Origin of the sequence: Adlercreutzia faecimuris, from assembly GCF_022669055.1 — a bacterium.
Taxonomy (GTDB): Bacteria; Actinomycetota; Coriobacteriia; order Coriobacteriales; family Eggerthellaceae; genus Enterorhabdus; species Enterorhabdus faecimuris.
Genome location: NZ_JAJMLW010000002.1, coordinates 385,129 through 406,809 on the forward strand (window position 1 = coordinate 385,129; position 21,681 = coordinate 406,809).

The window sequence follows — 21,681 nt, forward strand, 5'->3', positions numbered from 1 at the left end:
AGGGCCGGCTCGGCGCCGGCCCTCACGGTTAGTCCTCCAGGTAGTCCTTCAGCTTGCTCGACCGCGACGGGTGCCGGAGCTTCGCCAGCGTCTTCGACTCGATCTGGCGGATGCGCTCGCGGGTGACGCCGAACTCGCGACCGACCTCCTCGAGCGTGCGCGGATGACCGTCCTCCAGGCCGAACCGCAGGCTGATGACCTTGCGCTCACGCTCGGCCAGCCCGTCGAGCACCTTCTGCAGCTGCTCCTGCAGCATGCTGAAGCTGGCGGCGTCGGGGGGCACCACGGCGGCGTCGTCCTCGATGAAGTCGCCGAGCTGGGAGTCCTCCTCCTCGCCGATGGGAGTCTCCAGGCTCACCGGCTCCTGGCTGATCTTCTGGATCTCGCGGACGCGCTCGGCGGGCAGGCCCATCTCCTTGCCGATCTCCTCCGGGGTGGGCTCGCGGCCGAGCTCCTGGAGCAGCTGGCGCTGGATGCGCACGAGCTTGTTGATGGTCTCGACCATGTGCACCGGGATGCGGATGGTGCGAGCCTGGTCGGCGATGGCGCGGGTGATGGCCTGGCGGATCCACCAGGTGGCGTAGGTGGAGAACTTGAAGCCCTTGGTGTAGTCGAACTTCTCCACGGCGCGGATGAGGCCGAGGTTGCCCTCCTGGATGAGGTCCAAAAACAGCATGCCGCGGCCGACGTAGCGCTTGGCGATGGACACGACCAGGCGCAGGTTCGCCTCGATGAGCTGCTGCTTGGCGTCCAGGCCCACCTGCTCGATGCGGCCCAGGCGGCGCTTCTCGCGGCGGTCGAGCTCGACGCCCTCGTCCTCGGCGCGCTCGAGCTCCTCGGTGGCGGCGACGCCGGCCTCGATCTTCATGGCCAGGTCGATCTCCTCCGCGGCGGTGAGCAGCGGAACCTTGCCGATCTCCTTCAGGTACATGCGCACCGGGTCGCCGGTGAGCATGGTGACGTTGGCCTCGGCGTTGCGCTTGCGGGCCTTGGCCTTGGCGGCGCGGGCGGTGGTGCGGACCTTGGGCAGCGACACGTCGGAGGCGGCCTTCAGCTCCTCCTCGGGGATGCCGGCGAGCAGGTCCTCGTCCTCGCCCTCGATGTCCGACTCGATCTTCTCCTCGGCGAGGGACTCGCCCGAGGCCTCGATGGCGCCGGAGGCGGGCTCGGCGTCCAGCTCGTCGTCGTCCGCCGCGTCGTCGGCGTCGTCGACCACGACGACCTCCTCGACGACCTGCGTCTCGGGGGCGGCCTCCTCGGTCTTGGCGGGTTTCTTCGTTGCAGCTTTAGCCACGCGGTCTTCCTTCCTATAAGGCGTCACAAGGCATAGCTTCGCCATTATGGGCGCAAAGATACAGCGGGATATAGTACCACAACCCCGGGAGGGGTACAAGGGCGGGGTGGAGGTGGCCGCGACGCAGGCCGGCGGGCGGGCGACGGGCGACGGGCGGGGTCACGGCAAGCGCGCCGGCGGCGGGCGCCGGGCGCGGGCGCCCGCCGCCGGCTACAGCAGGTCGACCGGGTCGACGTCGACGGCCACGCTCACCTGGGGGTCGGCCTTGCGGGCGCGGAACAGGCGCGTGAGCACGCCGGACACGTCGGCGCCGGGCGGGGCCTTCACCACCACGTGCCAGCGGAAGGCGCCGCGCAGCTTCCCCAGCACGCACGGCGTGGCCGGCAGCACGCACCAGCCCTCGCCGCCGTAGTCGCGCACGAGCACCTCCAGCTGGTCGTGGAGCTGCCCGGCCGCGCGGGCGACGGCCTCCTCGTCGGCGCCCCAGACGAGCACGTTGGCCATGCGCACGTAGGGCGGGTACCCCAGCGCCCGGCGCTTGGGCAGCTCGGCGCGCAGGAACAGCGCGCGGTCGTAGCGCGCCGCGGCACGGATGGCCACGGCGTCGGCCTCGTAGGTCTGCACGAGCACGCGCCCGGGCAGCTCGGCGCGGCCGGCGCGGCCCGCCACCTGCTCGATGAGGTCGAAGGTGCGCTCGGCGGCGCGGTAGTCGGGCAGGTGCAGCTGGGTGTCGGCGTTGATGACGCCGACGAGCGTCACGTCGTCGAAGTCGAGGCCCTTCGCGATCATCTGCGTGCCGAGCAGGACCGCCGAGCCCGCGGCGGCGAACTCCTCGAGCAGCCGCTGGTGCGCCCCCTTGCCGCGCGTGGTGTCGGCGTCCATGCGGATGACGGGCACCGCCGGCCCCACGCCGGGCATCCCGTCCAGGAGCGCCCTGAGCTCGGCCTCGACCCGCTGGGTGCCGGCGCCGAACTTCTTGAGGTAGGGGCTGCCGCACTCGGGGCAGACGGGCGGCGCAGGCACTCGGTAGTCGCAGTGGTGGCAGCGCAGCGTGCGGTCGGTCTCGTGGTAGGACAGCGACGTCGAGCACGACGGGCACTCGGGCACGAAGCCGCAGTCGCGGCACAGCAGGAACTTCGCGAAGCCGCGCTGGTTGAGCAGGAGGACCGCCTTGCGCCCCTGGGCGAGCTCGTCGGCCAGCGCGCGCGTGAGCCGGCCCGAGAACATGGCGCGCGAGCCGCCCTTGAACTCGGCGGCCATGTCGATGACCTCCACCTGGGGCAGCGGCCGGCCGTTGGCGCGCTCGGGCAGCGCCACCTGGGTCCAGGCCGGGTCGGTGGCCGCGGCGTGGAGCGCCTCGACCGAGGGCGTGGCCGACCCCAGCACGAGCACGCCGCCCGCGCGGCGCATCATCCACTCCGCCACGTCGCGCGCCTGGTAGCGCGGCGCCGAGTCCTGCTTGTAAGAGCCCTCGTGCTCCTCGTCGATGACGATGAGGCCCACGTCGGCCAGCGGCGTGAACAGCGCGCTGCGGGCGCCCACCACCACGCGCGCCGCGCCCGAGCGGATGAAGTCCCACTGGTCGTAGCGCTCGCCCTGGCCCATGCGCGAGTGCATGACCGCCACGGCATCGCCGAAGCGGCCGCGGAAGCGCGCGACCGTCTGCGGGGTGAGCGATATCTCGGGGACGAGCACGATGGCGTTGCGGCCGGCGGCCAGCACGTCCTCGATGGCGCGCAGGTACACCTCGGTCTTGCCCGAGCCGGTGACGCCGTCGACGAGCACGACCCGGCCGCCGCCCGCCGCGCGCGCCGCCGCGATGGCGGCCAGGGCGGCGTCCTGCCCGGGCGTGAGGACGGGCCGCGCGGCGGAGCCGGGCGCGGCGGCCGCGGCGGGCGGCGCGGCCCCAGGCGATGCGGCGACGGAGGGCCCGGCGGGCTCCCCGGCCGCCCCGCTCCGCGGCGGCTCGCCCGCCACGGCCGGAGAGGCTTCCGCATCCCGCGGCTCGGTGTCCGCCCCGACCGGGCCGGCCGGCAGTCCGACGACCGCCGGGCTCGCGGCGGCGCGGCCCTCGAAGCCGCGCATGCGGCGGCGGTGCTCGATGCGCACGACGCCCCGCTCCTCGAGCGCCTTGAGCGTGCCGCCCACCGAGGCGCCCAGCTCCAGCGCCAGCTCGGCCACGCGCAGATCTCCCCGGCGCAGCGCCTCGATGGCAGCGGCCTGCTTGACCGCGTTCTTACGCGGCACGTAGTCGGCCGCGGCGGGCAGGAGCGTCGCCCAGCGGTCGTCGACCTCGCCGACGGCGGGCTCCTCCAGCCGCCAGCCGCCGTGGGCGTTGCGCACGAGGCGCGGGACGCCGCCGGGCGGGGTGAACAGGCGCACGCAGGCCGACAGCGGCGCGACGTAGCGCTCGGCCAGGTAGCGGGCGCAGGCGGCGCCCTCCTCGTCGAAGTAGGGCTTGGAGAGCACGCGCTCGACGGGCTTGAGCCGCGCCAGGTCGAGCCCCGCCGCGGCCTGGCGCTCGCGGCGCTCCTCGGCCGCCGTCGCCTCGTACTGCGCGCCGAACCCGAAGTGCAGCTGGCCCGCCCCGTCGCCTGCGGTGGAGGCCGACACGGCCCGCGCACCGTCCGGCGCGGCCGCGGCATCACCGCCCGCGCCGCCCGGCCAGGGCTCGCCCGCGCCCAGGGCGCCCGGGCGGCCCGCGGTCGAGGCGCTCGGCCAGCCCGCGGCCGCCCGGCCGTCCCGCGCGTCGCAGGCGTCGCCGGCGTCCTCGCGGGATCCGAAGGCGCCCCGGGTCTCCCCCGAGGCGCCGGGCCCCGCAGCCGCCTGGCCCATGGCATCGGCGACCTCCGCCCCGGAAGCCTCCCCCACCTCCCCGAGCGCGACGATGAAGCCGACGGCCTTGCGATGGCCGAACGGCACGAGCACGGCGCAGCCCACCTCGGGCGCCAGGCCGCCGGCCCGCAGCTCGTCGGGCACGAGGTAGGTGTAGGGCGCGTCGAGGGCCTGGGTGGGGATGTCGAGTATGACTGAGGCGATTTCCATGCCCGCCAGTATACCGCAGCCACCCCTGGCCGCCGCGGCCGCCCGCCGCACCATGCCCGCCACAGCCGACAGCCGTCGCGCCCCACCCGCCGTGCCGCGTCCGCCGCAGCCGGCAGCCGCGCGCCGGCCGCCAAGCCCTCGCACCACGCACGGCCCGACCACCGCACCGCAGGCAGCCGCCCCAGCCGGCCCGCCGCGGGCCGTCCCCATCCGCCGCATGCGGCCGGTCGGCCATGCCGGACGCTCCAGCTTCCGAAGCCGACCACGCTGCTGCGCCGCCCCCCGTCCGCCCGCATGCCGCCCGAAAACGCGACTTATCACACCGAATTCCGCGCCTTCTCCCCTCCTCCCCGCGAGCCTTCTCCCATTTCCCCAGATCAGAAATCGCCACTCCCCATCCGAACCACCCGACGGCCATAAATCAGGTGTGATAAGTCGCGTTTTCGGGCAGGCGAATGTGATAAGTCGTGAAAAATGGCAGATCCTGCCGCAAATGGCGACTTATCACATCGGAGAAGCGGCACAGGCTACGCGAATTATGGGCCCCTCGTAGTCTTTGGCGCGCGACGGCAACGCCGATCGCCGGCGGGCTTACACTCTCCGCCCGAGATGAGAGAAGTGTAAACGCCATGTTACTCGTGCTGCACGGCCTGTCCGCCTACCGACTCTGGTTCCGCTCCACCCGGCGCCCCGCACCGTCGGGCGCCACCGACGTCCGCGTCCTCGCCGCCGCGTCCCCGACGCGGACCTCCGTCGCCTACCTGCGAGAGGCGATGCCCTGGCTCGGCCCCACCCCGCATCTGCTCTGCGCGCAGAACTCGCGGCGCGTCGACGGGGCGGCGGCGCACCGCTCCTCCTACCGCTATCCGCCGGGCTCGTTCCTGCCCGTGGGCGGCGGGGTCCACGCCGCATCGCCCGAGCTCACCGCCGTCCAGCTGGCCCTGCGCTGCCCGAGCCCGCTTCTGGAGAAGGCGCTCTGCATGCTCCTGGGCACCTGGGCCCCGGCGCCTGACGGGCTCTACGGGACCCTCAGCCGCCCGCCGCTGACGGACGCCCCCGCCCTGGGGGCCTACCTCGCGGCATGCCCGGGGCTCCCCGGCGCGAGCGCGCTCGCCCGCGCGCTGCCCCGTGCGATCGAGCGCGTGGCATCCCCCGCCGAGGCCGACCTGGCGCTGGCGCTGTGCCTGCCCCCGCGGCTGGGCGGGCAGAGCCTCCCGAAGCCGGTCGCCAACCACCGGATCGACCTCAGCCCGCGGGGACGCGCCCTCGCGCGGCAGCGCGTGGCCTACGTCGACCTCTGCTGGCCGGACCGCGGCCTCGTCCTCGAATACGATGCCGACCTCACCCACCTCAACCCCGAGCAGCACGCCCGCGACGCCTCGCGCCGCGCCGCGCTGGAGTCCGACGGCTACAAGGTGATCACCGTGACGACCGAGCACCTCTACGGGCCGCGCTCCCTCGACCCCATCGCCGACGAGGCGGCCCGCGTGCTCGGCATCCGGAGACGGGCGCGCCCGGCGGGGTTCCGGGAGCGGCAGCGCGCCCTGCAAGGCCTCCCGCGCGGCTACGACCTCCCCGACGACCTGTTCGCCTGAGCCGGCCAGCGCGACGCTGCCGCAAAACGCGACTTATCACACGGAAAACGGCGCTTTTGGCCGCTTGACACGGTGACTGGGAAATCTGCTAAACCGTTTTCCCAGGTCAGAAGCCTTCGCATTAGGCAGCAGAACGGAAACGGCGGCGCAGGCGGTGTGATAAGTCGCGTTTTGGGGCACCTGGATGTGATAAGTCCCCGTTTATGGCGCTTTCTGCCAAAAACGGGGACTTATCACACGCGATGGGCGGCGCGGCAGCACCCGCGCGGCGGGGGCGAGCGACGCCGCCGCCCGCGGCGCGGCGGCACCCCCACGCGGCGGACGCGGGCGGCTACGCGAGGCCGCAGGCGGCGCGCAGCTCGTCGACGCGGTCGGTGCGCTCCCAGGTGAACTCGGGCAGCTCGCGGCCGAAGTGGCCGTAGGCGGCCGTCTTGCGGTAGATGGGCCGGCGCAGGTCGAGCGCGTCGATGATGGCGCCCGGGCGCAGGTCGAACACCTCGCCCACGGCGCGCTCGATGTCGGCCTCGGGCACGTGCGCGGTGCCGAAGGTGTCCACCATCACGCTCACGGGGCGCGCCACGCCGATGGCGTAGGCCACCTGTACCTCGCAGCGGTCGGCGAGCCCGGCGGCCACCACGTTCTTGGCCACCCAGCGCGCCGCGTAGGCCGCCGAGCGGTCCACCTTGGTGCAGTCCTTGCCCGAGAAGGCGCCGCCGCCGTGGCGGCCCATGCCGCCGTAGGTGTCGACGATGATCTTGCGGCCGGTGAGCCCCGCGTCGCCCATGGGGCCGCCAATAACGAAGCGGCCGGTGGGGTTGACGTAGATCTCGCAGTCGTCGGCCAGGGCCACGCCCTCCTCGGCGAGCACCGGGCGGACCACCGTCTCGACGACGGCGTCGCGCAGGGCGTCCTGGGCGATGTCGTCGGAGTGCTGGGTGGACACGACCACCTTCTCCACCGCCGTCGGGCGGCCGTCGACGTAGCGCACCGACACCTGGGTCTTGCCGTCGGGGCGCAGGAAGTCCAGCGTGCCGTTCTTGCGCACCTCGGTCAGGCGCTCGGCCAGGCGATGCGCCAGGTAGATGGGCATCGGCATGAGCGTGGGGGTCTCGTCGCACGCGTAGCCGAACATCATGCCCTGGTCGCCGGCGCCCACCGACTCGTAGGGGTCGGCCGCCGCGGCGCCGCGCTGCGCCTCCCAGGACTCGTCGACGCCCTGGGCGATGTCGGGCGACTGCTCGTGGATGGAGCTCATCACGGCGCAGGTGTCGGCGTCGAAGCCGAACTTGGCGCGGTCGTAGCCGATCTCGCGCACCACGTCGCGCACGATGGCCGGGACGTCCACGTAGGCCTGGGTGCGGATCTCGCCGGTGACGAAGACGGTGCCGGTGGTGGTGAGCGTCTCGCAGGCGACGCGCACCTGGCTCACGTCGGCGGGCTGGCCGGACGGGGACACGTAGCCCTCGCGCTCGAGCTCGGCCTCCTTGGCCAGGATGGCGTCGAGGATGGCGTCGGATATCTGGTCGCACATCTTGTCCGGGTGCCCCTCGGTGACGGACTCGGACGTGAACAGGTACGAAGAGCGTGCATCAGCCATGAAGTTCCTCCTTCATCGGTGTCGGCCGGACCACCTTGGCGCAGGCGCCAGGTTGGTGTCGGGATCGTCGAGCCAACTCTCTCCCCCGACTCTGGATAACGGATCGCGCGCGGAAGGCGCGCAGCGGGAATGGTACCCCGAACCGCGCCCCGGCGCAAGGCGGCGCGCGGAGGGGACGCCGGTGTGCGGAAGGCGCCCCGGGCGGGACGGCACGCGCCCATCGCCCCGGCGGGATGGCGCGTGCCCAGCGCCCCGGGCGGGACGGCTGCAGGCGAGCGCCCCGCCCGGGCGGCCGCGAGCACCCGCCCCCGGCCCTCCTGCCCCCCAGACGCGAGGGCGCCCGCCCCACGCGGGCGGGCGCCCCCATCGTCGCCAGGCGCGCCGGCGGCTAGCTCGCGCGGCGCAGCGGCTCGGCCGGCTCAGCGTCGGGCTCGGCGGCCGCCACGGCCTCGTCAGCCTGGGCGAGCGCGGCCCCCTCGTCCAGCGCGCGGCCCAGCTCGGCGTCGAGCTCGGGCTCCAGCGCGTACTCGTCCACCTCGCGGTCGGGGTCGAAGGCGCCGTGGAGAGTGCGGCCCAGGCGGTCGAACTTGTCCTGGTCAGTGTCGGCCATGCCGCTGTAGCGGCGCGCGCGGAAGGGAGCGCGCGGATCGTCGCGGTCAGTCCAGATGCGCTCGGCCACCGGCGCCCAGGCGCGCGCCTGCGGGCGGCACTTCTCGGCCAGCTCGTGGGCGCTCTCGGTGGCCTGCAAATCGGTGCAGTGGGCGCCCGAGCGCTCCACCATCTCCTCCAGGCAGTCCGGGTTCTCGAGCATGGGGCAGGGGCGCAGCAGGTTGTCGTTGAAGGGCTGGCCCTCGTAGTAGGCCATGAAGATGGGCGAGCGCAGGCAGTCGAGCAGCGACATCTCGCGGATGTTGGCGTTGGAGTAGTGGATGAACACGCACGGCTCCACGTCGCCCGCGGCGTTGATGTGCAGGTAGCGCCGCCCGCCGGCGATGCAGCCGCCGACGAACTCGCCGTCGTGCTGGAAGTCGAGGGTGAGGATGGGCTTGGTCTCGCGCACGCGGCGGTTGAAGCGGTAGAGGCGCTCGCGGTCGGCCGGGTCGGGCATGAGCGCGGTGGGCGCGCCGGCGCCGACCGGCATGTAGGAGAAGATCCACGCGAACAGGGCGCCCTTGGCGATGAGCCAGTCGAAGTACTCGTCGCTGGCCACCGACGGCGCGTTGTCGTGGGTGTAGCAGATGGACACGCCGAAGGGCAGGCCGTGGCTGCGCAGCAGGTCCATGGCCGCGTCCACCTTCTGGTAGACGCCCGCGCCGCGGCGCCCGTCGGTGGCGGCCTCGTCTCCCTCGGCCGAGATGGCGGGCACGAAGTTCTTGACGCGGATCATGTCCTGGCAGAACTCCTCGTCGATGAGCGTGGAGTTGGTGAAGCAGAGGAACGCGCAGTCCGGGTGCGCCTCGCACAGGCGGATGAGGTCGTGCTTGCGCACGAGCGGCTCGCCCCCCGTATATATGTAGACGTGGACGCCGAGCTCCTTGCCCTGGCGGATGATGGAGTCGATCTCGTCGTAGGTCAGGTTGAGCTTGTGGCCGTACTCGGCGGCCCAGCAGCCGGTGCAGCGCAGGTTGCAGGCGCTCGTCGGGTCGAGCAGGATGGCCCAGGGGATGTTGCACTGGTACTTGTCGCGCATCTTCTCCTGCACGCCCCAGGCGATGAGGTTGGCGTCGACCAGGAACGTCTTGATGAGGTCGTTGCGCACCGCGGGATTGAGGCCCATCACCCGCATGAGCAGCTGGTACATGTTGTTGGCAGGGTCGGCCATCACGTGCGTGAAGGCCTCGCGCTGCGCGGGGAACAGCGAGTCAGGGCAGATCGCGTTGATCTTGTCCATCACCTTCCCCATGTTTTGCTCGGGATCGGCGCAGAGGTAGTCCACCAGCTTGTTGGCCGCCGTGCGCTTCGCGAAGTCCATCGGTTTCATACGCGTTCGCCTCCATAGGTAGTCGGTGCGTGAGCAACACCTGTCTCTCTCGAGTTCTCGCGATTCTGCCATGACGGGAAAGCTCCGCTTATGCTGCCGCATGGTTCGTTGAGCGCCTGGCCGCCGGCCGTTACAAAGCTGAAATCTGCGTGCTGCGAACCTCTGTGATTAAGGCGTGACCTGCCCAAACGCTTCCTCTACCACGAAAGCGCCCTGATTATCACTTAATTCACGGGTGTTGCATAAGCTATATTCGGGTAGTATAGGAACCGCCTGTTGCGGAAACAATGGGCAATGGAGTCAGCATTGTGGACTATCCCCTCCCCGCCGGGCGGAATGGGGTGAAAGGAGAAGCCGTGGCACCCAGCGACGAGGCCGCGCCCAAGCTCGACCGGCGTGTGGTGAGGACGCGCCGGGCCATCCAGGCCGCCTTCCGCGACCTGGTGGTGCACGAGGGGGCCGGGAAGATCACCGTGAGCGCGATCGCACGCAAGGCCGACATCGACCGCAAGACCTTCTACCTGCACTACGCCTCGCTCGACGAGCTGGCCGAGGAGCAGGGGCGGCTCGTGGTCGACCGCATCACGCAGGTGCTCGTGGTGGGACGCGAGCCCGACGGCATCACGGTGAACCTGCGCACCGTCGTGACCGAGCTGGCCGCACTGTTCCAGGAGGACCCGGCGTTCTACCGCCGCGTCGCCCGCGAGCTGTCCGTCGACTCGATGGTGGACACGCTCTGCGAGCCGGTGCGCCAGGCCATCGTGGCCTCCAACCCGCCGGCCGCCGAGCTGGACCAGCCCGGGCTCGACTACCTCATCCGGTTCTTCCTGGCCGGGACGCTCTCCGGGTTCGTGCACTGGTTCCTCACCGAGCCGGACACCCCCATCGACGAGGTGGTCGACCACATCCAGCGCGCCACGGGCGACTCCCACCTGTTCCACCTGACGGGATAGGCCCGCGCCCCTCGCCGACAACGGCCCGGTGGCGGATGGGCGCCCGGGACGCGGGGCGTGCTAAGATGCTCGGGTCACGACTCCTTCGCCCAGGAAGAGGCCCCATGAACACCAACGCCGACTACACCAGCGCCTACCTGCAGATCATCGACGACCTCGACGGCGACATCCCCAGCCGCCGCGCCGCCTACGACTACATGCGCGCCTCCACCGCCATCGTCCACCACCGCGTGGTGGATTGCTCCTTCGTGCCGCGCCTGTTCAACCGCCGCACCTACGAGGTGATGCGCGACACGGCCGAGACGGCCCACCGCATCCTCTGCAAGGTCATCCAGCGCTACCTGGACGACCCGGCCTACCGCCGCTGCTTCGACTTCGACCCGCGCCTGGAGGAGCTCATCCTGCTGCCGCGAGGCTACGACTCGCTGCTGCCCTTCGCCCGCGTGGACACCTTCCTCGACGAGGACGACTACCGCATCCGGTTCTGCGAGTTCAACGGCGACGGATCGTCGGGCATGAACGAGAACCGCGAGATCACCAACTCCCTCCTGCCTTCCGAGAGCCTCCGCGTGTTCTCCGAGAACCACGCCGTGCGCGGCTGCGACTTGTTCGAGCCGTGGGTAGACGCCTTCCTGCGCATCTACGGCACCTACGAGCACAAGGCGGAGCACCCGCGCATCGCCATCTGCGACTACCTGGAGAACGGCGTGGTGGACGAGTTCCACCTGTTCGCCGGCTTGTTCCGCGAGCGGGGCCATGACTGCGTCGTGGCCGATGTGCGCGAGCTCGCCTTCGACGGCGAAACGCTGCGCGACAAGGACGGCGGGCGCGTGGACGCCATCTGGCGACGCTGCGTGACCAACGACGTGATCGACCACTGGGACGAGTCCCAGGACCTCATCGAGGCGGTGCGCGCCGAGAAGGTGGCGCTCATCGGCAGCTTCGCCGGGCACATCGTCCACGACAAGCAGATCTTCGAGGTGCTGTTCAAGCCCGAGACCTGCGCCTTCCTCACCGCTGACGAGATCAGCTTCATCGAGGAGACGGTGCCCCTGACCGCCTTCCTCGACGAGGGCGCAGTCAACCTGGACCAGATCCGCGCCAACAAGGACGAGTGGATCATCAAGCCGTCGGACCACTACGGGGCCGACGACGTCTACGCCGGCTGCGCCCAGAGCGAGGAGCGCTGGAACGAGCTCATCGACGCCTTCGCCAACGGGGCGGCGGGGCACCCCTTCATCGTGCAGCGCTACATCAAGCCGTTCAAGACCGAGACGCTGCCGCCCGACACCGGCATCGACGAGCTGCCCGACGGCGCCGTGGCCACCGAGCCCGCCTGGTACAACAACCTCAACGGGCTCTACCTCTACGACGGCCGCTTCCAGGGCGTCTTCAGCCGCCTGGGGCCGCTGCCCACCATCTCCAAGGACATGCGCGGCATCACGGCGGCCACCCTCTGGGTGGACTGCGATGGCGAGTAGCGCGCCGGCGGACGGGCGCGAGGCGCCCCGCCCCGCGGGGCCGTCGGCGGACGGGCGCGAGACAGGCGCGAGCACGCCCGCGCCCGAGGCGCCCAAGTCCGAGACGCCCGCGGCTCCGCGGGCAAGGGCGCTCGACCGGGTGCTGGCGGCCGTGGCGGCCGCGGGGCTGGCCGTGCTGCTGGTGGCCGTGGGGTTCGCCGCCTGCGCGGCGCCTCCCACGACCGCGGCCCTGGCCGCCTGGGCGGACACGGGCGCGGGCTCGGCCTACCCCGCCGACGAGCTGCCGGCCCTGGCCCAGGCCACCCGCGCCTACACGGTGGACGCCCGGCCCGCCGGGTACGAGGCGGCGCGCGCGGCCCTGGCCGAGGCGGTGGCCCGCGCCGCCGCCCGCGCCGCCGCCGACGGCTCGCCCACGGCCGGCGAGTGGTCGGCCCGCGCCCGCCAGGCCCTCGCCGGCGGCGACGCCCTGGCCGCCACCGAGGCGCTCGGGCGGCTGAGCGACCGCTACGCCCTCGACGCCGACGCGCTCTCGCACCTGGACGACTGCAACCGCCTCATCGGCGCCGCCGTTCCCGCCGCGGCCGGCGCGGCCGCGCTGGGCCTGGCCGCCCTGGGCGCGCTCATCGCCCGGGACCGGCGCGCGGCGGCCGGGAAGGCGCTCATGGCCGCGCCGGCCTTGGTCATCGCCGCCTTCGCCGTCCTGGGGCTGTGGGGCGCGCTCGACTTCAACGGCCTGTTCGGCGCCTTCCACGCCGTGCTCTTCCCCCAGGGGAACTGGACGTTCTCGTGGGACTCGCTGCTCATCAGCATGTATCCCCTCGCATTTTGGATGGGGATGGCCGGGACGTGGCTTATCGCGACCGGCTGTGTGGCTATACTGTCCCTCGTGGCCGGCCGCCGCCTCGCGCGGCGCGGCTCAAGCCGATAGAAGAAGAAGGAACGACATGACTGACACTCCCAACGCCCCCGTCCGCGTGCGCTTCGCGCCCTCCCCCACCGGCAAGCTCCACGTGGGAGGCGCCCGCACCGCCATCTACAACTGGGCCTTCGCCCGCGCCATGGGCGGCACCTTCGTGCTGCGCATCGAGGACACCGACCCCGAGCGCTCCACCCAGGAGAACACCGACATCATCCTGCGCGCCATGGAGTGGCTCGGGCTCGACTGGGACGAGGGCCCCGGCGTGGGCGGCGCGTGCGGCCCCTACTTCCAGACCCAGCGCACCGACACCTACCAGGAGGCGCTCGACCGGCTCGTCGCCGCGGGAGCCGCCTACCCCTGCTTCTGCACGAAGGAGGAGCTCGACGCCAAGCGCAAGAGGGCCGAGGCCGAGGAGGGCGGTTACGCCGGCTACGACCGCACCTGCCGCGGCATGGACGCCGATGAGGCCGCCGCGCGCATCGCCGCCGGCGAGCCCCACGTCTGGCGCCTGGCGGTGCCCGACGGCCACGGCCCGGTGGAGTTCGACGACGCCGTCTACGGCCACATGTCGTTCCCCCTCGACGTGATGGACGACATGATCCTCAAGCGCACCGACGGCACCTTCACCTACAACTTCGCCGTGGTGTGCGACGACATCAACATGGCCATGACCCATGTCATCCGCGGCGACGACCACCTGTCCAACACGCCGCGCCAGGTGCTCGTCTACGAAGCCCTGGGCGCGAAGGTGCCGCTGTTCGCCCACCTGCCCATGATCCTGGGCCCCGACGGCCACAAGCTGTCCAAGCGCCACGGCGCCACGTCGGTGGAGCAGTTCCGCGACGAGGGTTACCTGCCCGACGCCCTGGTGAACTTCCTGGCGCTCATCGGCTGGTCGCTTGACGGCGAGACCACCGTCGTGCCGCCCGAGGAGCTGTGCCGCGTGTTCTCGCTCGACCGCATCAGCAAGAAGCACGGCGTGATGGATCCGCAGAAGCTCGACTGGATGAACGGCGTGTACCTGCGCGAGATGGACCAGGCCGCCTGGCTGGCCGCCGCGGCGCCGTGGATCGCCCAGGCCGCCGTGCTCGGCGCGTCGGCGGACGACGGCGTGACCGTGGTGCCCACGCCCGTCCCCGGCGAGGAGCCGCCCGCACGCGACTTCGGGCCCGGTCACGAGGGCTGGGATGAGGCCGTGGCGGCCGCGCTGGCCGACATCGAGGCCGACCCCGCCTCCTACGCGCGGGTGTACCCGCTGGTCATCGAGCGCCTGAGCCGCCTGGACGAGATCCCGGCGAAGCTGGAGTTCCTGTTCTGGGGCCCGAACGTGCGCCTTGACGAGAAGAGCATGAGGAAGGTGCTGCTCAAGGAGGGCGCGCGGGCCCAGGAGGCCCTGGCCGCCTGCCGCGAGGCGCTCGCCCGCGAGGACGTGCCCTGGGAGGCCGCCGCGCTGGAGGAGGCGTGCCGGGCGCTGGCCGAGCCGCTGGACCTGAAGGTGAAGAACCTGCTCCAGCCGCTGCGCGTGGCCGTCTGCGGCAACATGGTCTCGCCGCCGCTGTTCGAGTCCATCGAGCTCATGGACCCCGCCGACGTGCTGGCGCGCATCGACGCCGTGGCCGCCGAGGCGTTCGGGGCCTAGGTGGCGCGACCCCGCGTCATAACCGCCGACGAGCTGTGCCTGAACCCCCGCGGCGGCCGCTGCCGGCGCTGCGTCGAGGTGTGCCCCACCGGCGCCGTGAGCCTGGACGCCGAGGGCGCGCCGTCGGTGGATGACGACGCCTGCACCGGCTGCGGGCTGTGCGTGGGGGCGTGCGACGCCTTCTCGCCCGTGCGCGTGACCCTGGCCGACCTGCGCGAGCGCCTGGCGCGCACGGCCCGGGGCGGCGAGGAGCCGGTGGTGGCCTGCGAGCCGCTGGTCGAGGCGCTGGACGGCGAGCCCGCGCCCAACGTGGCGGTGGTGCCGTGCTTGGCAGCACTGCCGGCGGAGCTCTGGGCCCAGGTGCTGGCCGAGGACCTGGGGCCCTGCGCGGTGTGCGACTTCGAGCGCTGCGATGCCTGCCCGCGGGCGGGCGAGGCCGCGGTGGCGCTCTACGCCGAGGCCATCGAGCAGGCCCAGGAGTGGACGGGGCGCGAGGTGCGGGTGCGCTCGACGGTGCCGGCCGACACGTCGCTCGTGGAGCGCATCATGTCGCCGGGAGAGGCCGACCGGCGCGGGTATCTGGCCGGCGCCGTGCGCGGCGTGGCCGACATCGCCTCGGGCGACTACCGGCGCCGCCGCTCCGACGCGCTGCAGGACTTCTACGCCCGCCGCGAGCGCCTGCGCGCCACCGCGCGGGTGCTGCGACCCCCCGACGTGCCCCGGCCCAACCGGTTCTGCGCCGGGGGCCTCGAGCGGCGCGTGATGATGCCCCGGCGCCAGATGCTCCTGGCCGCGGTGGAGGCCGACCCCGAGGCCGCGCCCCGCGTGGCCCTGCGCCTGTCCGCCACCGACCCCGCGCTCTGCGACGACTGCCTGGCCTGCGCCGACGCCTGCCCCACCGGCGCGCGCCTGCCCGGGCCCGACGACGGATCGCTCGCCTGCGACGCGCTCTACTGCGTGGGCTGCGGGCTGTGCGCGGACGCATGCCCCGCAGGCGCCGTGACGCTGGTCGACGCGACGGCGGCCGCGCTGCTCGCGGACGCTGATCCGGCGGGAGCGGGGACGCGCCGGACGATGTGACCCACTGATGCAGACCCCCCTTGCGAGAAAGGCCCGCCATGCTGCCTGACAACCCCACCCTGAGCGAGATCGAGGACTTCTTCAGCGCTGACCGCTTTGCCACCCAGGCCGCCGGCTGCCGCATCGTCGAGGGCTGGCGCGGCCACGGCGTGGCCGAGATGGAGCTGGGCGACATCCACCGCAACGCCATGGGCGGCGTCATGGGCGGGGCCATCTTCACCCTGGCCGACTTCGCGCTCGCCCTGGCCTGCAACATCGGCGAGGTGCCCACGGTGAACGCGGTCACGTCCATCGAGTACCTCTGCGCCACCCGCGGCGCCAAGCTCATCGCCACCGCCGACTGCGAGAAGGACGGACGCCACCTGGCCTTCTACACGGTGAAGGTGACCGATGACACCGGGCGCCTCATCGCCCGGGCCTCCGTCACCGCCTACCGCCACCAGCCCTCCCCCGAGGCCTAGGCCGCCCGGCCGCACCGCGGGGGCCGGCCCGCCGGCGGCGGCGCCGCGGCCGCACGGGGCCCGCAGGCGTCGGGCGCGCCTCCCCCCTTCTTGGCGCCCTCAGGCGGGTCGCGTCCTGGGGCGGCGCGCCCTCCCCGCCCCCTCCCCCCTCTTCTTTTCCGCCGCGCAACCCTCCCCTCCCTCGGGCGCCGGCCCGTTCGCTATAATCAACGGAGCACGAAAAGCCGTCCGCAACCCCGAGGAGGTCTTGATGGATCCCAACGTCCGTCCCGATTCCATGGAACGTATCACCACGCCCGAGCTGGCGAGCGCGTTCATCGACGAGCAGGTGACCGCGCTGCGCGAGCAGATCGGCGACAAGAAGGTGCTGCTGGCGCTGTCCGGAGGCGTCGACAGCTCGGTGGTGGCCGCGCTGCTCATCAAGGCCATCGGCAAGAACCTCGTGTGTGTGCACGTCAACCACGGGCTCATGCGCAAGGGCGAGTCCGAGCAGGTCATCGACGTGTTCCAGAACCAGATGGACGCCAACCTGGTCTACGTGGACGCCACCGACCGGTTCCTCGACCTGCTGGCCGGCGTGGACGAGCCCGAGACCAAGCGCAAGATCATCGGCGCCGAGTTCATCCGCGTGTTCGAGGAGGAGGCCCGCAAGGTGGGCGACGAGGTGGACTTCCTCGGCCAGGGCACCATCTACCCCGACATCCTGGAGTCCAAGGACGGCGTGAAGGCCCACCATAACGTGGGCGGCCTGCCCGAGGACCTGCAGTTCGAGCTGGTCGAGCCGGTGAAGCTGCTGTACAAGGACGAGGTGCGCGTGGTCGGCCGCGAGCTCGGCCTGCCCGAGAACATGGTCGAGCGCCAGCCGTTCCCCGGCCCCGGCCTGGGCGTGCGCTGCCTGGGCGCCATCACCCGCGACCGCCTGGAGGCCCTGCGCGAGGCCGACGCCATCGTCCGCGAGGAGATGGAGGCAGCAGGCGTCGGCGCCTGGCAGTACTTCGCCGTGGTGCCCGACATGCGCGCCACCGGCGTGCGCGACGGCGTGCGCGCCTACGAGTGGCCGGCCATCATCCGCGCCATCAACACCGTGGACGTGATGACCGCCGAGGTGCCCGAGCTCGACTGGGCCCTGCTCAAGCGCATGACCGACCGCATCACCCACGAGGTTCCCGGCATCTGCCGCGTCTGCTACGACCTGACCCCCAAGCCCGTGGGCACGGTGGAGTGGGAATAGGTTTGTGGCTTTGAACTGGGGTTTCTTGATTCTTTATTCCTGTTGATTCGAGAGTAATTTAGTTGAACCCAGTTGACCGAAAGTTGCAAACCACTTGGAAAAGATGGACTTTGCAGAATTGAGAGCGAGCCGCCGGATAGAAACCGGCGGCTCTTCTTATCTGGCCAAACTTCATTCCCGACCCGGCGTTCTGCCGTTTTTTGCTGCTCTCGCTTCGACTGTATTCCACTGCATTCAACTCCGCTCATCTGGACGGGAAGGCGCCGAAGCTGCAAGCCACGTGGAACCGTCGGCTAGGAATAGAGAAACATCCCCTCATCCCCATTTGTTACCACTTTCCGATTTGTCGCGTTTTCGCCCCTCGAAAAGCAAGTTTCCCCAGCTCAGAAACGAGGAGTAAATTTTCGGCAGAATCGGCGTTTTCGGAGAGAATCCCTGCCTCTCAGAGACCGTCCGGGGCTCCCGATTCGAGGGCCGGAAGCCGGTGAATGCTGCGCGGTTTGCAATTTCCCGGGCCCGGCTTACTCCCCGCGCAAAGGAGGAGTATTTTTCCGGCCCGGTAACACGGGGCCCGGCAGCCGGCGCGCCTCCGCATCAGGGCAAAGAAAATGGCGGCACGAATGCCGCCATCTGCGATCTATCGGGAAGGGTTCTCTGCCGCGCTATTCGAAGGTCGCCCTCCAGCGCTCGTACTCGTCCTGGGTCATCTCCCCGGCCTCCAGCTCGTCGAGCGCGCCCCTCCATGCCGCGAGGGCGGCACTCAGCTTCTGGGCGCCCTCCGCCTTGGGGTCGAGAGCGAGCGTCTCGCCGTCCACGGGCTTGAGGCCGAAGGCGTCCTCAAGCCTGAAGAGTGCCTCCAGCGCCTCGCGCGCCGAGGAGAGCTCGTAGTCGTCAAGGGCGGACATCGGCACCCCCAGGGCTTCAGACAGCGCTGCCAGGGTCTCCTGCGAGGGGTCCCGCAAACCCAGCTCGTAATTGCGGACGGCGGATTCCGCGAGGCCGATCTTCTCCGCGAGGCTCTTCTGCGTCAGCCCCTTCATCTTCCGATAGCGCCTTATGCGCTCGCCCCTGCTCAATTCGACCCGCTTTCCTTCCGGTTCTTAACTTGTGCCTCGAATTCTATAACAGCACGTTTCTGTGCGCAATCGCTTGACAGCACGATATTGTGCTGATAAGGTCTGGAATCATCCAACCGCACGGATATGTGCTGTTTAGAAAGGACGGACATGGCAGGACGGGAAAGAATGATGAAGGTGGACGAGGTGATGGAGCGCCTGGGCGTGTCTAAGGCGACGGCGTACCTGGTCATCAAACGCCTGAACGCAGAGCTTGAGGCCAAGGGGCTGCGCACCATACCCGGGAGGGTGAGCGAGAGGTACTTCGACGAGACTTACTTCTCACTGAAGGGGGCTGGCGAAGATGACATCTAGGCAGGAGGCGAACGGCACATGGACGAGCCAGTTCCGCTACGAGGACGCCTACGGCCGCTCCCGCAGCAAGTGCAAGCGCGGGTTCGCGACCGAGGCCGATGCGGACCGGTTCGAGAGGCACTTCAAGGCCAGGGAGAGCAAGTCGCTCGACATCAGCTTCCTCGACTTCATTGAGCTGTACGAGGACGACGTCGCCCCGCAGCTGAAGGAGAACACCTGGCGGACCAAGGAGTACATCATCAACGACAAGCTCGTCCCCTTCTTCGGGCCGATGATAATGACCGAGGTCACGACGCTCGACGCGGTCAGGTGGCAGAACGCCCTCCTGAAGGGCAACCCCAGGACGGGGCGGCCGTACACGGACACCTACCTGCGCACGGTCAACAACCAGGCGGTCTCCATCTTCAACCACGCCGAGCGGTTCTACAAGCTCAAGCCGAACCCCTTCAAGAGGGCGCCGAGGATAGGATCCAAGATCGCGACCGATATGAGCATATGGACCAAGGAGGACTTCCTCCGCTTCTCCAGCACGCTCACGGGCCGACCCATCTACTTCATGGCGTTCGAGCTCCTCTACTGGGCCGGCATCCGCGTGGGCGAACTCCTGGCGCTCGTCCCCGACGACTTCGACCTCCGGAGATCGGAGCTGCGCATCACGAAGTCATACCAGCGCATCAACCGCCGGGACGTGATAACGGACCCGAAGACGGAGAACTCGGTGCGGACCATATCTCTGCCGGAGTTCCTCCGGGACGAGGTGAGGGACTTCGCCTTCGACCCGCCGGGCTTCGACCACGACGAGAGGATGTTCGCGGGCTTGACGAAGGCCTCGCTCTCCGCAGCACTGCGCGAGGGGGCGCAGGCGTGCGGCCTTGAGGTGATCCGCGTGCACGACCTGCGCCACAGCCACGTCTCTCTCCTCGTAGAAATGGGCTTCTCGGTGATCGCCATCGCGGAGCGGCTGGGGCACGACTCGACGGACATCACGCTCAAGTACGCGCACCTCCTCCCGAGCACGCAGCAGAAGATGGGCGAGGCCCTGAACGGCTACCAGGAGGCCGACGATGAGCTGCTATGACCACAACAGGGTCCGGTCTAAGACGATCGCGTTCCGGATCACGCCCGAGCTCAACGAGCAGATCAACCTGATCGTGGCCGCCAGCGGGATGACGAAGCAGGACTACATCACGAGCAAGCTCCTAGACCTGGAGGTGACCATAGTCCCATCCACATACACTTACGCCGCCCTGCGCGACGAGATGCGGGAGGTCTGCCGGCAGCTGAACAGGATCAGGAACGGCTGCGAGCCGAGCGAGAGGCTCCTCGGGCTCTGCGAGAGGCTTTCCGACCTCTTCCTCGGCCTCAGATGCGACGATGCGGGCTCCCAGATCGAGGACGAGGACGACATGGTGCGCAAGATGGAGAGGTGCTGACCATGGCCGCGCGCAGAGAGGAGAACGGGACGTGGAGCAGCTCGTTCCGCTACAGCGACTGGGAGGGCAAATCCAGGCTCAAGCATGCCAGGGGGTTCAAGGAAGAGGCCGAAGCCGACGCGTTCGAGCGGGACTTCAAGCGCATGGCGTCGGGCAAGTCCGGGATGCCCTTCGAGGTGTTCGCGGAGAAGTACCTGGAGGACATCGAGCCGAGGGTTCGGCCCACCACGTACGAGACGCGGGAGCGGATGATCCGCGTGAAGATCGTCCCCCTGTTCAAGGGAAGCCTGGTGTGCGAGATCACGTCGCTCGACGTGCTCCACGCCCAGAACGTCCTGCTCGCGCAGCGCAAGCCCGACGGAAGCGAGTACTCGCCGGTCTACATACGGCGCATAAGCGAGCAGGTATGGGGCATGTTCAACCACGCCGTGGACAACTACGAGCTCGAAGAGAACCCCTGCAGGTCGCTGAGGCAGGCAGGGTCGAAGAAGAACGGCGAGATGAAGATCTGGAGCAAGGCCGAGCTCAACCTCTTCCTGGACGCGGTGTCCGACAAGCCGCTGATCTACTACGCGTTCGAGACGCTCTACTGGACCGGCATCCGTGAGGGAGAGCTCCTCGCCCTCACGCCCACGGATCTCGACTTCCGGGCATGCACACTGACGGTGAGCAAGACCTATCACAGGCGCGGAGGGAAGGACGTCATAGGGCCGCCGAAGACCGCTTGCTCGTACCGAACGATCTCGATGCCGCAGTTCCTCTGCGACGACCTTCAGAGGTTCATCCGCGACGTCGCCAAGACCCAGCCGGACGAGCGCATCTTCGCCGGGCTCAACAAGAAGAAGCTCCTCAGGGCGATGAGCAGGGGCTGCGCCGCATCCGGGGTGAAGGCCATCCGCGTCCATGACCTCAGGCACAGCCACGTGTCCACGCTCATCAAGATGGGCTTCTCCGTTGTGGCCATCGCCGAGCGGATGGGGCACGAGTCCTCGGATATCACGCTGCGTTACGCGCACCTCTTCCCGAGCGCTCAGGCCGAGATGGCGGACGCGCTGCAGGCGGCTAGGGGGAAATAGATTTGCATGGGTGTCCCATTTGCGGGCACCCTCCCTGCACCTCGGGCTATAGACTCGATTAAAACGAGAGATTGCAAGGTGAAGATGTTTCATGCAATGACAGAGCAGGAGATCGACGGCTTCGAGGACTACCTCGCGGATGTTCTATGCGTCTGGGACTGCTATGAGCAGGAGTGGGTTGAGAAGGCTCCGGTAATCCTGCGATTCGAGAAGATGGATGTGCTTATCCAGCGACCTAGCGTTGGCGGTGATGCCAAGCTGTCTGTCCCTACTGCTGGTTCAGAAATCGGCTACCCGGAAAGCGGGAAGACCTGCAATGCGAGCGCCGATTCTTGCGTTTGCTGGCGGAGGGCCGATCACTACTCGTTCCTAATTGGCCGCAAATTCAAGGGAAGGGAAATGCTTAGATTGGCCGTCTTCCAGAGGAGCAGGCAGGCCGCCGAACAATGAAACGCTACGCATATGC

18 protein-coding genes, 1 pseudogene and 1 riboswitch are annotated in these 21,681 nt (G+C 70.0%); of the genes and pseudogenes, 13 read left to right on the top strand and 6 right to left on the bottom strand.

Annotation, left to right across the window (positions count from 1 at the left end):
* Nucleotides 1-28: 28 nt before the first annotated feature.
* The 3 genes and pseudogenes from rpoD to LPT13_RS11840 all read right to left on the bottom strand — a co-directional run.
* Entirely contained in the window at nt 29-1,150 is a 1,122-nt protein-coding gene (gene rpoD / locus LPT13_RS06815) for an RNA polymerase sigma factor RpoD (RefSeq protein WP_430622573.1), read from the bottom strand.
* A 354-nt stretch (nt 1,151-1,504) separates the two neighbouring features.
* The gene (gene priA / locus LPT13_RS06820) at nt 1,505-3,790 is read right to left on the bottom strand and encodes a replication restart helicase PriA (protein ID WP_242165346.1); all 2,286 of its coding nucleotides are present in this window, start codon (nt 3,788-3,790) and stop codon (nt 1,505-1,507) included.
* A 378-nt stretch (nt 3,791-4,168) separates the two neighbouring features.
* Nucleotides 4,169-4,558, bottom strand: a pseudogene (locus LPT13_RS11840) (primosomal protein N' family DNA-binding protein); the annotation flags it as partial.
* 410 nt (nt 4,559-4,968) lie between these two features.
* On the opposite strand from LPT13_RS11840, the gene LPT13_RS06830 reads away from it, so the two are divergent.
* Nucleotides 4,969-5,934 carry an endonuclease domain-containing protein gene (locus LPT13_RS06830; RefSeq protein WP_242164905.1) on the top strand — a complete coding sequence of 322 codons (966 nt, stop codon included), beginning with the start codon at nt 4,969-4,971 and terminating at the stop codon, nt 5,932-5,934.
* A gap of 331 nt (nt 5,935-6,265) precedes the next feature.
* Here LPT13_RS06830 and metK read toward each other — a convergent pair whose 3' ends face one another.
* Entirely contained in the window at nt 6,266-7,531 is a 1,266-nt protein-coding gene (metK, locus tag LPT13_RS06835; RefSeq protein WP_242164907.1) for a methionine adenosyltransferase, read from the bottom strand.
* 9 nt (nt 7,532-7,540) lie between these two features.
* A riboswitch (SAM riboswitch) is annotated at nt 7,541-7,633 on the bottom strand.
* A 286-nt stretch (nt 7,634-7,919) separates the two neighbouring features.
* Nucleotides 7,920-9,512, bottom strand: coding sequence for a radical SAM/SPASM domain-containing protein (locus LPT13_RS06840; protein ID WP_242164910.1), 1,593 nt, complete (start codon nt 9,510-9,512; stop codon nt 7,920-7,922).
* Nucleotides 9,513-9,868: 356 nt separating this feature from the next.
* Between LPT13_RS06840 and LPT13_RS06845 the strand changes: the two genes are divergently transcribed.
* The 7 genes from LPT13_RS06845 (at nt 9,869) to guaA (ending at nt 17,276) form a co-directional block, all read left to right on the top strand.
* Nucleotides 9,869-10,465, top strand: coding sequence for a TetR/AcrR family transcriptional regulator (locus LPT13_RS06845; RefSeq protein ID WP_242164912.1), 597 nt, complete (start codon nt 9,869-9,871; stop codon nt 10,463-10,465).
* 104 nt (nt 10,466-10,569) lie between these two features.
* On the top strand, nt 10,570-11,946 hold the full coding sequence (locus LPT13_RS06850; protein WP_242164914.1) for an ATP-grasp domain-containing protein: 1,377 nt from the start codon (nt 10,570-10,572) through the stop codon (nt 11,944-11,946).
* A complete protein-coding gene (locus tag LPT13_RS11730) occupies nt 11,936-12,874 on the top strand; it encodes a lipoprotein intramolecular transacylase Lit (protein ID WP_277926943.1) in 939 nt (312 codons plus the stop codon). Before LPT13_RS06850 ends, LPT13_RS11730 begins: the two co-directional genes overlap by 11 nt.
* Nucleotides 12,875-12,890: 16 nt before the next feature.
* Complete coding sequence (gene gltX / locus LPT13_RS06860) at nt 12,891-14,504, top strand: glutamate--tRNA ligase (RefSeq protein WP_242164916.1); 1,614 nt, start codon at nt 12,891-12,893, stop codon at nt 14,502-14,504.
* Nucleotides 14,505-15,584, top strand: a complete 1,080-nt coding sequence (locus LPT13_RS11845; RefSeq protein WP_242164918.1) for a 4Fe-4S binding protein — start codon at nt 14,505-14,507, stop codon at nt 15,582-15,584.
* 38 nt (nt 15,585-15,622) lie between these two features.
* Nucleotides 15,623-16,045, top strand: coding sequence for a PaaI family thioesterase (locus tag LPT13_RS06870; protein WP_242164920.1), 423 nt, complete (start codon nt 15,623-15,625; stop codon nt 16,043-16,045).
* A gap of 250 nt (nt 16,046-16,295) precedes the next feature.
* The gene (gene guaA / locus LPT13_RS06875) at nt 16,296-17,276 is read left to right on the top strand and encodes a glutamine-hydrolyzing GMP synthase (RefSeq protein WP_242164922.1); all 981 of its coding nucleotides are present in this window, start codon (nt 16,296-16,298) and stop codon (nt 17,274-17,276) included.
* A gap of 662 nt (nt 17,277-17,938) precedes the next feature.
* Here the strand turns inward: guaA and LPT13_RS06880 are convergent.
* A complete protein-coding gene (locus tag LPT13_RS06880; RefSeq protein ID WP_242164925.1) occupies nt 17,939-18,352 on the bottom strand; it encodes a helix-turn-helix domain-containing protein in 414 nt (137 codons plus the stop codon).
* A gap of 177 nt (nt 18,353-18,529) precedes the next feature.
* Here LPT13_RS06880 and LPT13_RS06885 point away from each other — a divergent pair, with 177 nt between their 5' ends.
* The 5 genes from LPT13_RS06885 (at nt 18,530) to LPT13_RS06905 (ending at nt 21,665) form a co-directional block, all read left to right on the top strand.
* Entirely contained in the window at nt 18,530-18,706 is a 177-nt protein-coding gene (locus tag LPT13_RS06885) for a hypothetical protein (RefSeq protein WP_430622565.1), read from the top strand.
* A complete protein-coding gene (locus tag LPT13_RS06890; protein ID WP_242164929.1) occupies nt 18,696-19,784 on the top strand; it encodes a site-specific integrase in 1,089 nt (362 codons plus the stop codon). The genes LPT13_RS06885 and LPT13_RS06890 overlap by 11 nt, the downstream gene beginning before the upstream one ends.
* A complete protein-coding gene (locus tag LPT13_RS06895; protein WP_242164931.1) occupies nt 19,771-20,139 on the top strand; it encodes a plasmid mobilization protein in 369 nt (122 codons plus the stop codon). Before LPT13_RS06890 ends, LPT13_RS06895 begins: the two co-directional genes overlap by 14 nt.
* 2 nt (nt 20,140-20,141) lie before the next feature.
* Nucleotides 20,142-21,215 (top strand): site-specific integrase, encoded by a 1,074-nt coding sequence (locus LPT13_RS06900; RefSeq protein WP_242164933.1) that lies wholly within the window; start codon nt 20,142-20,144, stop codon nt 21,213-21,215.
* A gap of 96 nt (nt 21,216-21,311) precedes the next feature.
* On the top strand, nt 21,312-21,665 hold the full coding sequence (locus LPT13_RS06905; protein WP_242164935.1) for a hypothetical protein: 354 nt from the start codon (nt 21,312-21,314) through the stop codon (nt 21,663-21,665).
* Nucleotides 21,666-21,681: the final 16 nt, after the last annotated feature.

Excerpts from the sequence above, each read along its gene's own strand:
- LPT13_RS06830 (WP_242164905.1), top strand. The coding sequence starts at position 4,969 with ATGTTACTCGTGCTGCACGGCCTGTCCGCCTACCGACTCTGGTTCCGC.
- metK (WP_242164907.1), bottom strand. The coding sequence starts at position 7,531 with ATGGCTGATGCACGCTCTTCGTACCTGTTCACGTCCGAGTCCGTCACC.
- LPT13_RS06840 (WP_242164910.1), bottom strand. The coding sequence starts at position 9,512 with ATGAAACCGATGGACTTCGCGAAGCGCACGGCGGCCAACAAGCTGGTG.
- LPT13_RS06850 (WP_242164914.1), top strand. The coding sequence starts at position 10,570 with ATGAACACCAACGCCGACTACACCAGCGCCTACCTGCAGATCATCGAC.
- LPT13_RS11730 (WP_277926943.1), top strand. The coding sequence starts at position 11,936 with ATGGCGAGTAGCGCGCCGGCGGACGGGCGCGAGGCGCCCCGCCCCGCG.
- gltX (WP_242164916.1), top strand. The coding sequence starts at position 12,891 with ATGACTGACACTCCCAACGCCCCCGTCCGCGTGCGCTTCGCGCCCTCC.
- LPT13_RS06870 (WP_242164920.1), top strand. The coding sequence starts at position 15,623 with ATGCTGCCTGACAACCCCACCCTGAGCGAGATCGAGGACTTCTTCAGC.
- guaA (WP_242164922.1), top strand. The coding sequence starts at position 16,296 with ATGGATCCCAACGTCCGTCCCGATTCCATGGAACGTATCACCACGCCC.
- LPT13_RS06890 (WP_242164929.1), top strand. The coding sequence starts at position 18,696 with ATGACATCTAGGCAGGAGGCGAACGGCACATGGACGAGCCAGTTCCGC.
- LPT13_RS06895 (WP_242164931.1), top strand. The coding sequence starts at position 19,771 with ATGAGCTGCTATGACCACAACAGGGTCCGGTCTAAGACGATCGCGTTC.
- LPT13_RS06900 (WP_242164933.1), top strand. The coding sequence starts at position 20,142 with ATGGCCGCGCGCAGAGAGGAGAACGGGACGTGGAGCAGCTCGTTCCGC.
- LPT13_RS06905 (WP_242164935.1), top strand. The coding sequence starts at position 21,312 with ATGACAGAGCAGGAGATCGACGGCTTCGAGGACTACCTCGCGGATGTT.